14 protein-coding genes and 2 pseudogenes are annotated in these 11,917 nt (G+C 72.2%); 6 read left to right on the top strand and 10 right to left on the bottom strand.

Going from position 1 to position 11,917, the window contains the following annotated elements:
- On the bottom strand, nucleotides 1-2,013 hold the full coding sequence (ligD, locus tag AB0M30_RS23460; RefSeq protein WP_364587026.1) for a DNA ligase D: 2,013 nt from the start codon (nucleotides 2,011-2,013) through the stop codon (nucleotides 1-3).
- Between the two features lie 102 nt (nucleotides 2,014-2,115).
- A complete protein-coding gene (locus tag AB0M30_RS23455; RefSeq protein ID WP_364587023.1) occupies nucleotides 2,116-2,673 on the bottom strand; it encodes a helix-turn-helix domain-containing protein in 558 nt (185 codons plus the stop codon).
- A gap of 122 nt (nucleotides 2,674-2,795) precedes the next feature.
- Here AB0M30_RS23455 and AB0M30_RS23450 point away from each other — a divergent pair, with 122 nt between their 5' ends.
- Nucleotides 2,796-3,500, top strand: coding sequence for an alpha/beta hydrolase (locus tag AB0M30_RS23450; protein ID WP_364587020.1), 705 nt, complete (start codon nucleotides 2,796-2,798; stop codon nucleotides 3,498-3,500).
- Nucleotide 3,501: 1 nt separating this feature from the next.
- Here the strand turns inward: AB0M30_RS23450 and AB0M30_RS23445 are convergent, their stop codons facing one another.
- Nucleotides 3,502-4,380, bottom strand: coding sequence for an RNA polymerase sigma-70 factor (locus AB0M30_RS23445; RefSeq protein ID WP_364587017.1), 879 nt, complete (start codon nucleotides 4,378-4,380; stop codon nucleotides 3,502-3,504).
- A gap of 159 nt (nucleotides 4,381-4,539) precedes the next feature.
- Here AB0M30_RS23445 and AB0M30_RS23440 point away from each other — a divergent pair, with 159 nt between their 5' ends.
- On the top strand, nucleotides 4,540-5,013 hold the full coding sequence (locus AB0M30_RS23440) for a carboxymuconolactone decarboxylase family protein (protein WP_364587015.1): 474 nt from the start codon (nucleotides 4,540-4,542) through the stop codon (nucleotides 5,011-5,013).
- Between the two features lie 28 nt (nucleotides 5,014-5,041).
- Complete coding sequence (locus tag AB0M30_RS23435) at nucleotides 5,042-5,659, top strand: class I SAM-dependent methyltransferase (RefSeq protein WP_364587012.1); 618 nt, start codon at nucleotides 5,042-5,044, stop codon at nucleotides 5,657-5,659.
- On the opposite strand, the gene AB0M30_RS23430 is transcribed toward AB0M30_RS23435, so the two are convergent.
- Nucleotides 5,652-6,404 carry an HAD family hydrolase gene (locus AB0M30_RS23430; protein WP_364587010.1) on the bottom strand — a complete coding sequence of 251 codons (753 nt, stop codon included), beginning with the start codon at nucleotides 6,402-6,404 and terminating at the stop codon, nucleotides 5,652-5,654. The genes AB0M30_RS23435 and AB0M30_RS23430 overlap by 8 nt on opposite strands.
- Here AB0M30_RS23430 and AB0M30_RS23425 point away from each other — a divergent pair.
- Nucleotides 6,403-7,047 (top strand): hypothetical protein, encoded by a 645-nt coding sequence (locus AB0M30_RS23425; RefSeq protein WP_364587007.1) that lies wholly within the window; start codon nucleotides 6,403-6,405, stop codon nucleotides 7,045-7,047. The genes AB0M30_RS23430 and AB0M30_RS23425 overlap by 2 nt on opposite strands.
- Nucleotides 7,048-7,072: 25 nt before the next feature.
- On the opposite strand, the gene AB0M30_RS23420 is transcribed toward AB0M30_RS23425, so the two are convergent.
- Entirely contained in the window at nucleotides 7,073-7,519 is a 447-nt protein-coding gene (locus tag AB0M30_RS23420; RefSeq protein WP_364587091.1) for a DUF4383 domain-containing protein, read from the bottom strand.
- A 147-nt stretch (nucleotides 7,520-7,666) separates the two neighbouring features.
- Between AB0M30_RS23420 and AB0M30_RS23415 the strand changes: the two genes are divergently transcribed.
- On the top strand, nucleotides 7,667-7,825 hold the full coding sequence (locus AB0M30_RS23415; protein WP_364587005.1) for a hypothetical protein: 159 nt from the start codon (nucleotides 7,667-7,669) through the stop codon (nucleotides 7,823-7,825).
- Nucleotides 7,826-7,827: 2 nt separating this feature from the next.
- Here AB0M30_RS23415 and AB0M30_RS23410 read toward each other — a convergent pair.
- Together AB0M30_RS23410 and AB0M30_RS23405 are read right to left on the bottom strand one after the other, a co-directional pair.
- Nucleotides 7,828-8,001: pseudogene (locus AB0M30_RS23410) on the bottom strand (DUF2188 domain-containing protein); the annotation flags it as partial.
- 66 nt (nucleotides 8,002-8,067) lie between these two features.
- A pseudogene (locus AB0M30_RS23405) lies at nucleotides 8,068-8,865 on the bottom strand (manganese catalase family protein); the annotation flags it as partial.
- A 124-nt stretch (nucleotides 8,866-8,989) separates the two neighbouring features.
- Here AB0M30_RS23405 and AB0M30_RS23400 point away from each other — a divergent pair.
- A complete protein-coding gene (locus AB0M30_RS23400) occupies nucleotides 8,990-9,715 on the top strand; it encodes an ATP-binding protein (protein WP_364587003.1) in 726 nt (241 codons plus the stop codon).
- Between the two features lie 192 nt (nucleotides 9,716-9,907).
- On the opposite strand, the gene AB0M30_RS23395 is transcribed toward AB0M30_RS23400, so the two are convergent.
- From AB0M30_RS23395 to couO, 3 genes are all read right to left on the bottom strand, one after another.
- Complete coding sequence (locus AB0M30_RS23395) at nucleotides 9,908-10,645, bottom strand: hypothetical protein (RefSeq protein ID WP_364587001.1); 738 nt, start codon at nucleotides 10,643-10,645, stop codon at nucleotides 9,908-9,910.
- Between the two features lie 69 nt (nucleotides 10,646-10,714).
- Entirely contained in the window at nucleotides 10,715-10,966 is a 252-nt protein-coding gene (locus tag AB0M30_RS23390; RefSeq protein ID WP_103338248.1) for a DUF2188 domain-containing protein, read from the bottom strand.
- 74 nt (nucleotides 10,967-11,040) lie between these two features.
- On the bottom strand, nucleotides 11,041-11,907 hold the full coding sequence (gene couO / locus AB0M30_RS23385; protein WP_364586998.1) for a 4-hydroxyphenyl-beta-ketoacyl-CoA hydrolase: 867 nt from the start codon (nucleotides 11,905-11,907) through the stop codon (nucleotides 11,041-11,043).
- Nucleotides 11,908-11,917: the final 10 nt, after the last annotated feature.

Raw genomic sequence — 11,917 nt, 5'->3', positions numbered from 1 at the left:
TCACCCCAGCGGCGCGCCGTCCCCGGCCAGCCCGGCCAGCAGGTCGCCGTGGTCTTCGATGCGGTCCAGGACGTCGTCCGCCGTGAACGTCAAGTGGTTCACGTGCCTGCAGGCGCGGACCTCGTCCCACGTCACCGGGGTCGACGCCGTCGGGTGGTCGCGGCCGCGCAAAGAATACGGGGCCACCGTGGTCTTCGCCGGGTTGTTCTGGCTCCAGTCGATGAACACCCGGCCCGTGCGCTGGGCCTTCGCCATCACCGCCGTCACCGACTCCGGCGTCTCCTTCGCCAGGCGCTGGGCTAGCCGCTTGGCGTACGCCGACGGGGCCGCCGGGTCGTCCGTCCGGATTCCGCAGTAGAGCTGCATTCCCTTGGAGCCCGACGTTTTCGCGTACGGCGTCAGCCCGTCGGCCACCAGGGCGTCGTGGAGGCGCTCCGCCACCCGGCAGCAGTCGACGATCGTCGTGCCCGGGCCCGGGTCCAGGTCGAACACCAGCCGATCCGGGGGACGGCGGGTGCCCGAGTCCACCGTCCACTGGGGAACGTGCAGCTCGAGCGCCGCCATGTTCGCCGCCCACACCAGGCCCGGGAGGTCGTCCAGGAGCGGGTAGTCGATCGTGCCGCCCGTGCCGGCCAGGCGCACCGTGCGCAGCCAGTCCGGGGCACCCTTCGGGACGTTCTTCTCGAACCACTTCTGGCCGTCGACGCCGTTCGGGTAGCGGATGAACGTCACCGGCCGGCCGGCCAGGTGCGGCAGCAGCACCGCCGCGACGCGGGAGTAGTAGTTGATCACCTCGCCCTTGGTGAACCCGGCCGCCGGGTACAGCACCTTGTCCAGATTGGACAGGGTGAGCCGCCGGTCGCCGGCCTGGACGGTGATCCGCTGGCCCGCCGGCTCGGGCGAAGACGAAGGCGCGGGCGAAGGCGAACGCGCGGGCGCGGGCGCGGGCGGCGAGGGAGAAGCCGGTTCGTGCGGAACCGCCCGCGGTGCCAGGACCTCGGCCGGGTCCTTGTCGTGGCGCAGACCCCGCCAGGCGGTGTGGCGGACGCGGCCGCCGCGGGTGAACTGGCGGTAGACGATCTCGCCGACCAGCCGCGGCTCCACCCAGCGGGCACGGACGGTGTCCTCCCGCGGCGGCGTCGTCGCGAACGGGTGGGTGCGCCGCTCCATCGCCCGCAGCTGCGCCTGCAGGTCGTCCCGGGTGGCCTGGCTGAAGCCGGTGCCGACGTCGCCGATGTAGACCAGGTCGCCGGTGCCGGGGTCGTGCGCGCCGAGCAGCAGGCCGCCGAGGGTGCCGGTGAAGCTGCGCTGGCCGGGCCGCCAGCCGCAGACGATCACCTCCTGCGTCCGGACCAGCGGGTGCTTGAGCCACGAGTCCGGCCGCTGCCCGGGCAGGTAGGCCGACGAGCGCAGTTTCGCGACGACCCCCTCGTACCCGGCGGACGCGGCGTGGGCGAGGAAGTCCGCGGGCGTGCGGCGGTCGGCGGCGAGCTCGTCGAAGGTGACCGCGCGGACCACCGAGACCCGGTACGGATCGGGCATCGGCAGTTCGGCCAGCAGCCGGCGGCGCTCGTCGTACGGCGTGGCCAGCAGGCTCCGGTCGCCGAGCCGGAGCAGGTCGAAGGCCAGGAACCGGACCGGGACGTCGGTGAACTCCCGCCCCTTCGGCCCGCTCTGGTGCCGGACGTAACGGCCGCGGCGCTCCTGCATCCGCTCGAAGTCGATCCGGCCGTCTTCGCCGTAGACCACGATCTCGCCGTCCAGGTAGGCGGCGCGGCCGTCCAGCGCGGGGGTGAGCACGCCCTCGAGGTCGCGGAATTCGGCGGTGAAGTCGATGTTGTTGCGGCTGGTGAGCACGGTGGTGCCGTCCGGGGCGATGCGCATGGCCGCCCGGTAACCGTCCAGTTTGTACTCGTAGGCCCACTCCGGGCCGCTGCGCAGCCGTCCGCCGTCGGCCTTGGCGAGCATCGGCTCCACCCAGGCCGGGACGTGCGACGCGTCGTCTGCCGCCATTTCGGACCTCCGTCACCTTCCGCGCCCAAGGTAACCCGTTCGGCCTAGATCTGCCGAGTTTTCGCAGGTGAAAGCGGCGTGAACGCCTGTTCGGCGCGCCGCTCAGGCGGGCAGGAAGTCGTCGACGGCCCGGCGCAAGGTGGCGCGCACCTTGCCGGCGTCGTCGAGTTCGCCGCCGTGCAGGGCGCCGTCGCGCAGCAGGACGAGCACTCGGGCCGCGTGGTCCGGTTCCGGGTGGCCGAGGTCCGCCGCCTGGTCGCGCAGGACGCCGAAGAACCACTGCCGGTGGTCGTCGATGACCCGGCGGACCCGGTTCTCCGGATCGGGGTATTCGGCGGCGGCGTTGAGGAACTGGCAGCCGCGGAAGTCTTCCCCGCACGTCGCGTCGCCGACCACCGCCATGGTTTCGGCCAGCGCCTCGCGCGGCGGCTTGCCCGCCCGCGCCGCGTCGACGGCCGTGCGGATCTGGCGGCTGGTCTCGGCGAGGTAGGCCGCGACCAGGTCGTCCTTCGTGGGGTAGTGGCGGTAGAAGGTCGCCCGGGTCACGGCCGCCTCGGAAACCAGGCGTTCCACCCCGACGGCGTGGATGCCCTCGGCGTAGAAGAGGCGGGCGGCGGTCGCGAGCAGCCGGTCCTTCGGGTGCGGCTCGGCAGTCCTCATCTCCTCAGCGTAGAGAAAGACCGATCGTTCTGCCAGATCGGCTTCGTCACATTGCCACGGCGGCCGCGAAGGTCCAGAGTTGCTAGCAGAAAGACCGATCGTTCTCCCTGAAGGAGCCAGCCATGAGCAAGCCCACCATCGTCCTGGTCCACGGCGCGTTCGCCGACTCGTCCAGCTGGACCGGGGTCGTCGCGAAGCTGCGGGAGCAGGGCTATCCGGTCGTCGCGGTGGCGAACCCGCTGCGGGGCGTCGAGTCCGACGCGGCCTACGTGAAGGACGTCGTCGACAGCGTCGAAGGCCCGGTCGTCCTGGCCGGTCACTCCTACGGTGGCGCCCTGATCACCCGCGCGGCCACCGACGCCCCCAACGTCCGCGCCCTGGTCTACATCGCCGCGTTCCAGCCGGACGCGGGCGAGAGCGTGTTCGAGCTGTCCGGCCGCTACCCGGGCGCCAAGCTCGGCCCGGAGACCACGAACGTCCTCGAGCACGACGGCGAGCCCGAGCTGTCGATCAAGCCGGCGGACTTCGCCGAGGTCTTCGCCGCCGACGTCCCCGCCGCCACCGCGGCGATCATGGCGGTGACCCAGCGGCCGGTCGCGCAGCAGGCGCTCGCCGCGCCGTTCGAGGGCACCCCGGCGTGGACGAAGCTGCCGTCGTGGACGCTGGTCGCGAACCAGGACAACGCGATCCCGGCCCAGGCGCAGGCGTTCATGGCCGAGCGCGCGTCGTCGACGGTCCGCCGGATCGACGCCTCGCACGCGGTCGCGGTGTCCCAGCCGGACGTCGTCGCCGAGGTGATCCTCGCCGCCGCGGCGACCGTCGAGTGAGTCAGCGGCACAGGGCGGTCGCCTCGTCCAGGCGCGACAGCTTCTCCGGGTTGCGCACGGCGTAGAGGCCCGTGACGAGCCCGTCGTCGACGCGGACCGCCACCACGGTGTCGACCTCGCCGCCGCGCCGCAGGATCAGCGCCGGGAAGCCGTTGACCTGGGCCGCTTCCAGGGTGCCGGCGGCGAGGTTGCCCAGGCCGGCGGCGAGCAGGCGGGCCACCTCCTGGGCGCCGGAAACGGGCGAGAGCACCGCCTGCACGACCCCGCCGCCGTCGCCGAGGAACACGACGTCCGGCGCGAGGACGTCGAGCAGCTCCCGCAGGTCGCCCGTCTCGGCGGCGCGCCGGAAGGCTTCGAGGGCGTCCCGGGTCGCCGCCGGCGAAACGGCACCGCGCGGCCGGCGCGCCGCGACGTGGGAGCGGGCCCGGTGCGCGATCTGGCGCACCGCGGCCGGGCTCTTGCCGACGGCTTCGGCGATCTCGTCGTAGCCCAGGTCGAACACCTCGCGCAGCACGAACACCGCCCGCTCGGCCGGTCCGAGCGTCTCCAGCACCAGCAGCATCGCCATCGAGACGCTGTCGGCCAGCTCGACGTCCTCGGCGACGTCGGGCGTGGTCAGCAGCGGCTCGGGCAGCCACGGCCCGACGTAGGACTCCTTGCGCCTGCCGAGCGCCCGCAGCCGCATCAGCGCCTGCCGGGTGGTGATCCGGACCAGGTACGCCCGCTGGTCGCGCACCGCGGCGAGATCCACCCCCACCCACCGTAGCCACGTCTCCTGCAGGACGTCTTCGGCGTCGGCGGCCGAACCGAGCAGCTGGTAGGCGACGGTGAACAGCAGGTTCCGGTGGGCGAGGAAGGCCTCGGTGGCGGGATCGGCCATGGGTCGCGCCCCTTTCGTTCGCGGGTTTCCCCTCCAGATGCCGGACGCCGTCGCGGTGTGACAGTGATCGTCGTCACCCGGCCAGGGTGTCACGGGGTGCGGGGCCGCCGGCATCTCGTGGTCGTTCGCAGAGACCGCACCACGAGTGAGGACGACGTCATGGAACCCCGTTTCACCTTGACCGACAACGAAATCGGCGCCAAGTTCGCCAAGCGGTTCGGCACCGCGAGCCTGGCCATCGTCCAGTCGCCGCTGGACAAGGTCACGCAGGAGCTGGTGTCGCTGCGCGTCAGCCAGATCAACGGCTGCGGCTGGTGCGTCGACATCCACACCAAGGAACTGGCGGCCGCCGGGGAGCCCGCCGTGCGGATCAACCTGGTCGCTGCCTGGCGCGAGGCCACCGTCTACACCGAGGCCGAGCAGGCGGCGCTCGCGCTGGCCGAGGAAGGCACCCGGATCGCCGACGCCGCTCCCGGCGTCTCCGGCGACACCTGGGCCCGGGTGCGCAAGCACTACGACGACGACCGGACCGCCGCGCTGATCGCCCTGGTCGCGCAGATGAACTCGGCCAACCGGCTCGCGGTGATCGTCCACCAGAAGGGCGGCGGGTACGAGCCGGGGATGTTCGGCTGAGGCGCCGGTTCGTGCTTCGCTGGGGGACATGACGAAGGCGGAGCGGTGGCGTCGGTACTGGGACCGCAAGTCCACGACCTACGACGCGGAGATGGGCTGCTGGGACCGCCGTCTCTTCGGCGATTCGCGGGCGTGGGCTTGCGGCCAGGCCACGGGCGAAGTCCTCGAGGTCGCGGTCGGGACCGGGCTGAACCTGCCGTGCTATCCCGCGGAGGTGACGCTCACCGGCGTCGACCTCAGCGAAGGGATGCTCGCCATCGCCCGCGACCGCGCCCGCCGGCTCGGCCACCCGGTGACCCTGCGCGAGGGCGACGCCGAGGCCCTGCCGTTCGCCGAGGCCTCCTTCGACACCGTGCTGTGCACGTTCGGCCTTTGCGCCATCCCCGACCCCGCCGCCGCGGTGGCGGAGATGGTGCGGGTGCTGCGGCCGGGCGGGCGGCTGATCCTGGTCGACCACGTCGCCTCGTCGTCGCGGGTCGTGCGAGGCCTGCAGCGGCTGGTCGAGCTCGCGAGCGTCCCGCTGGCCGGCGAGCACTTCCGGCGGCGGCCGCTGGAGCTCGTCGAGGCACTCGGGCTGCCCGTGCAGCGGCGGGAGCGGTTCAAGCTCGGGCTGGTGGAACGGCTGGTGGCCGGCAAGGTCAGCTGATCAGCACGCTCTCGTTCAGCCCGGCCAGGATCGCCGCGGCGTCGTCGTAGATCGCGACGGCGCCGGCTTCGGTCAGCTCTCCCGCGCCGACGCCGCCGGAGAGCACCGAAACCGTGCGCACGCCGGCCTTGGTGGCGGCGTGGACGTCCCAGACCGCGTCGCCGACGAAGATCGTCTCCTCCGGCGCGGTCCCGGCCTTCTCGAGGGCGGCGAACACCGGCTCCGGATCGGGTTTCGTCGCTTCGACGTCGTCGCCGGAAACGATGCCCGCGACCACGTCGTCGACGTCGAGGACGCGGCGCAGCTCCTTGAGCTCGTCCGGCGCCGCCGACGTCGCCAGCACGACGCGGATCCCGCGGTCCGCCAGGGCGCGGATGAGGTCGGGGGCGCGGTCGAACGGGCGCAGCAAGTCGGCCGTCTCCAGGTAGAAGCGGCTGTGCAGCTCCTTCGCCTCGTCGCCGATGCGGCCGGCGTCTTCGTCGCCCAGCAGGGTGCTCAGCAGCTTGCCGGACCCCTTGCCGATCGCGCGGTGCACGCGCCAGGAGTCGACGTTCCGGTCCAGCGCGTGGAACGCCCGGCGCCAGGCGTGGACGTGGAGGTAGTTGGAGTCGACGAGGGTGCCGTCGACGTCGAACAGGACCGCGGTGGCGATGGCTGGCTCCTCGGGTCGGTGCGGTTTCCCGGTGCTCCGCGCGGGTACCGGGAGGGGTGATCGGAATACCCCGGCCCGGAGGGAAGTACACATGACCGGCCTCGTCTCGGCGGGTTTCCGCGGGCTGGCGGCGCTGCGGCGCGCCCCGGCCTTCCACCCGGTGGGCGTGGTCCGGCACGGCGAACTCCGGCCCGTCGCCGGCGACCTGCCGTGGCCGGCCGGGCCGGCGCCCGTCGTCGCCCGCCTGTCCAAGGGCGCCGGCACCCCCGGGCGGCTGCCGGACGCGCTCGGGCTGGCGGTGCGGATCCCCGGCGCGGGCCGCGACGGCGGGCCGTGGGACATCCTGCTGACGACGGCGGGCAGCGGGCACGTCGGGCGGATGCTGCCCCGGCCGGCGGCCGCGTGGACGCGCGGCGCCTACAGCAGCCTCGTGCCGTACCGCCGGGCCGACCGGCTCGTCTGGCTGGGGGCGTGGGCGGAGCCGGCGTCGCCGCGGATCGAAGCGTCCCTCGACGCGGCCCGGGCGACGGAAACGTGGGAGTTCGTGTTCCGGACCGGGCGCGAGGACGGGCGCTGGTGCGACAGCGCCGTGCTGACGCTGACGGAGACCGGCGGCGAGGCACCGGTGTTCGACCCGATGCTGAACCACCCGGACGGGCTGGAGTTCGCCCCGGCCTGGCTGGGGCGGCTGCGGGAGCGGGCCTACGCGGGGAGCCGGGCCGGGCGGCCGTCGTGAACCGGCCGCCCGCCCCGGTGCCCGGTCACCGCGAGTCGGCGACGGGGCTGCGCGTGGCGCCCAGCGGGATCAGGCCGAGCGCGATCATCCCGACGCCCAAGCCGAAGTGCAGCCAGTTGTCGGCGGTGTTCACCGGAACGAAGTTGGCCGCGCTGCCCTGGTCGATCACCAGGCCGTAGAGCCACAGGACGAGGTAGATCACCCCGCCGCCGACCAGGAAGCCCCGGGCGCCGCTCGGCGTCCTCGCCAGGGCGAGCCCGGCGACGCCGAACGCGAGGTGCACGATGTTGTGCAGGATCGAAACGGTGAAGATGCCCAGGAGCAGGGCGCCGGAATGGTGCCCGGCCCAAGTGAGCATGTCGTAGTGGGTCGTCACGCCGGGGATGAACCCCAGCACGCCGACCAGCAGGAAAACCACTCCCACGATCGCGGCGAGGAGCTGGCGCGGGGTTCGCCGGACCTCGGTCTCCATCGATGCCATGGTCGTTTCCTCCCGATTCGGTGAGCGGGCCCTCGGCCGGGGACCCGCCGGGCGGCGTGCCCGGCCACGCGGCGGGCAAACGCGTTTCACCCCGCCTGCCGCCGGGTATGCCCGGGTTTCGCCCGATCGGAGGAAGCGATGAGCACTCCCGAAATCGACCCGGTGACCGCCGAGAGCATGGAAGCCGACGCCGACATCGCCGGCGAGCACACCGAGCCGACGTTCCGCGACCAGGAGCCCCGCGCGGGCGGCAGTGACGAAGAGGACGCCGACCGCGGGGGCATGCCCTCGGCGTGAGGTCAGGGCCGGGCCCGCGGGTAGGTCCGGCGCTCGCCGATCCGGCCGTCCTTGGTGTGGATGAAGTGGGCCGTGCCGCGCTTGATCGCGAGCTTGCGGCCTTCCGCGACGGCGTCGGACTTCGTCTCGGCGCTGCCGGACGCCCGCGTGTTGCCGACGACCTTGTTCTTCCAGACCGAGCCGTCGTGGAAGGTTTCGACGTCGCCGTCGACCGGTTCGAGCGCGGGCCCCTCGGCGGCTTCGTAAGTGCCGAAAAGGGCGGGGTCGGGTTTCGGTGCGGTGCCGGGGCCGCCGAGGGGTTCGGGGTCCATGAGGTATTCGATGCCGGCGTCGGTGGTCCAGCTGGTGCCCTTGGCTCCGTCGGGGCCGTCGGAGAGGTGCCAGATCGTGTGGTTGTGAGTCTGGTCCTCTTCGTCGAGGAGGGCGCCGGGCGCGATGTCGCCTTCGAGTCCGTCGGTTTGGAGTTCTTCGATGGCGGCGAGCCATTGTTTTTGGTGGACGGTGTCACGGGCGAGGTTGAATTTGAGCATGGCTTTGACGCCGGGGTCGTCGGTCATGTTGTAGAGCCGGGCGGTTTGCAGCCGGCCCTGGGCTTCGGCGGCTGCGTTGGCGCGGAAGTCGGCGAGGAGGTTGCCGGAGGCGATGATGTACCGGCCGTTCCAGGGGTAGCCGTTGCTGTCGGCGGGTAGTGCTCCGCCGCCGGCGACGATGGCCTGCTGGACGTCCATGCCGCCGAGGGTGGCGGCCATCACCGGGTCCTTCACCGCTTCGGCGGTGGCGGTGGCCGGAGCGCCTTCGAGCAACCGGGCGACCATGGTGGCGAGCATTTCGACGTGGCCGATTTCTTCGGTGGCGGTGTCCATGATCAGGTCTTTGTACTTGCCTTCGATGCGGCAGTTCCAGCCTTGGAACAGGTATTGCATGGTGACGCTCAGTTCGCCGTAGGCGCCGCCGATGAGCTCCTGGAGTTTGCGGGCGTAGACGGGGTCGGGCTTTTCGGGCTTGGCCTCGAACTGCAGCAGCTTCGTGTGACGGAACACATCGTCTCCCTTCCGAGCCCGCGGAGTTCCCCCGATCGGCCGCGTCAATCGGGGAAACGCCGTGTTTGACGGGTTCGGGAACGGCTATCCGATCGGGTGAACGTCGTGAAGGAGGTGGTCACCGGTGCTCGCCCGGCACAACTCGGTGTGGCTGGTGCCCCGGCACGGCGCACCGGCGAAGGCTTCGGTCGTCGGCGTGCTGGACTGGACGACGTACGCGGAGCTGCGCGACCGAATGCTCGAATTCGCGGCCGACTCCGAGGACGGCGTCCTGATCGACGTCGAGCGCCTCGAACTGCGCGACCGGGCGCTGATCCGCGTGTTCGCCCTGGTCGCTCTGCGCGTGGGCGAGTGGCCGGCGATCCCGTTCGCGCTGGTGACGGGCCGCCCGGACCAGCGCGCGGCGCTGGCGGCGAGCGGCGTGCCGGTGTACGCGGACACCGCCACCGCTGAGGCGGCCCTGACCCGCCCGGCCCGGCGGAGGGTGGGCCGCCTGCTCGACCGCTCGCCGCGCACGTCGGCGCGTGCCCGCGGGTTCGTCCGCGGGATGTGCGCCGAGTGGATGGTGCCGGAGCTGGCCGAGGACGCCGAGCTGATCGCGACCGAGCTGGTCGAGAACACGCTCCGCCACACGGATTCGGCGCCCCGCCTGCGCTTGGAGCTGCGCCGCGGCACTCTGTTCGTGGAGGTTTCCGACGAAAGCCGGCGGCCGGCGGTGCTGCGGGAGGGCCTCGATCTCGCCCGGGCCGGGCTGGGCTTGCGGATGATCACCAAGGTCGCGAAGCGGTGGGGGAGCAGCGGGTCCCGTTCGGGCGGGAAGACGGTGTGGGCCCAGCTGGCCCGCCGGTGAGCCGCTGACGACCCGGGTGCGCCGCCCACCTCGGCTCCGGCCGCCCAACGAAGGCAGGGCTGAGTCGGTCGTCTGCCCCGGCCGGCGCCTACGCGAAGCGCTGGGCCGGAAAGACGGCCAACCTGTCGGTAGCTCGGCCGCCACCAGGGCCTTCGATGCCCCGGCAGCGGCCTCCCTACGCGTTCGACCTGGTCAGGAACCCGGGCCGGAGTAGATCTCGGCTGCCGCGGGCTCCGAGACCGTCGTCGGCTTGTTCCAGTCGCGGAACTCGATGGCGCCGTTCTTCGGGTCCGCCATGCGCAGCAGGTAGTGCGGCTCGGTCGCGGCCACCGTGGCCGTGCCGTCCGGGCTCGCGAAGCTCAGCGCCGGTGCGCCCGCGAGCGTCGTCGGCTCGCCCGGCTTGAAGGTCGTCTTCTGCAGCTCGCCCAGCGTGCCCTCGGTGAACGACTTGTAGTCGAGGAACACCTTGAACGCGTCCGCGATGCCCTCGCCGATCTTGGCCTTCGACGACACCCACTTGCCGGTGAGCTGCTTGGCCGCGGAGGCCGGGACGCCGGCCTGCTTCACCAGCGAGTCGCTGAACTTGAAGTAGTACTTCTCGCCGATCCGCAGGACGGGGATCTCGAGGCCGTCCTTCACCACCGTGCCGCTCGCGCTGTCCGGGTTGAGCTGCAGGTCGAGGTTGATGGCGCTGCCTTCCTGGGCCATCGTGCCCTTGACGTGCACGGCCGAAGCCTGCTTGGCGGCGTCGGAGATCGCGGCGCCCACCTTGGCGGCGTCGAGGGCCGGGGCCGCCGGAGCCGTGGACGACGCCGGGGTGGTCGAGCCGGCCGCGGCCGGGGCCGGGGCCGGGGTGCTCGGAGTGCCGGCGCAGCCGGCGAGGGCGAAGGTACCGGCCGTGAGGAGCGCGGCCAGGCGGAGGCGAGACATGGGTGATCCGTTCGTGAAGGCCGGGGCGTCCCCGGACACGAACGGGCTATCGTCCGAACGGGTGTTGTGTTACAGCGCCCGTGACTGAGCGCCGTCGCCGCGGTCGGTGCGCCGGGCGCCGGGGCGGAAGTCGCGTTCGGTTTCGACGTCGCCTTCCGGCGTGTGGACGAAGTGCCCGACCCGGCGTTTCCGCGCGATCTGCCGCCCCGCCAAAACGGCGTCGACGCGGCGGGGGGAGGTATTGGACGCCCGGCGGCCGCCTTCGACGCGGTTCTTCCACAGTCCGTCTTCGTAGTAGGTGTGCACGTCACCGTCCGCCACGACGCCGCCTCCCATCGTGAGTGCTGGAAGGCTGCGGATGCCCGGGGACGTAGCGGACAAACGTTATCCGGCGTTCAAGACAGGCCGAGTACTTCGATGGCGTTGTCCTTGAGGATCAGCGGCCGCACCTCGTCCTTGATCTCCAGCTCGGCGAAATCGGCGAGCCAGCGGTCCGGGGTGATCACCGGGAAGTCGGACCCGAACAGGACTTTCCGCTTCAGCAGGGTGTTGGCCGCGCGGACCAGCTGCGGCGGGAAGTACTTCGGCGACCAGCCCGACAGGTCGATGTACACGTTCGCCTTGTGCGTCGCGACCGAGATCGCTTCGTCCTGCCACGGCACCGACGGGTGCGCCAGGATCACCGTCAGCTCCGGGAAGTCGGCGGCGACGTCGTCGAGCAGCATCGGGTTCGAATAGCGCAGCTTGATGCCGTGCCCGCCCGGCAGGCCGGCGCCGATGCCGGTCTGCCCGGTGTGGAACAGGGCCGGGACGCCCAGGTCGGCGATCGCCTCGTAGAGCGGGTAGTACCGGACGTCGTTGGGCTCGAAGGCCTGCAGGCTCGGGTGGAACTTGAACCCGCGCACCCCGTGCTCGCCGACGAGCCGCCGCGCGCGCAGCACGGCGGCCTTGCCGGCGTGCGGGTCGACCGAGCCGAACGGGATGAGCACGTCCGCGTGCTCGGCGGCCGCGTCGGCGATCTCCTCGCTCGACAGCGCGGGGTGCCCGGTCGCGGCCGGCGCGTCGACCGTGAAGACGACGGCCGCCATCTTCCGGGTCCGGTAGTGCTCGGCGATCGCGGTCACCGTCGGCGTGCGGTCCTGGCCCGCGCGGAAGTACTTCTCGGACGCGTCCAGCAGTTCCTGGTCGAGGGCGAAACAGCCGTGGCCGTCCTGCTCGACGTGGGTGTGGACGTCGATGGCGGTCAGGGAGGAAAGGTCCACGAAGAGCTCC

Source organism: Amycolatopsis sp. NPDC051716 (genome assembly GCF_040681595.1).
Lineage (GTDB): Bacteria > Actinomycetota > Actinomycetes > Mycobacteriales > Pseudonocardiaceae > Amycolatopsis.
The sequence above is the reverse complement of the archived record's forward strand: the minus strand, read 5'-3'. Positions and strand labels throughout refer to the sequence as shown.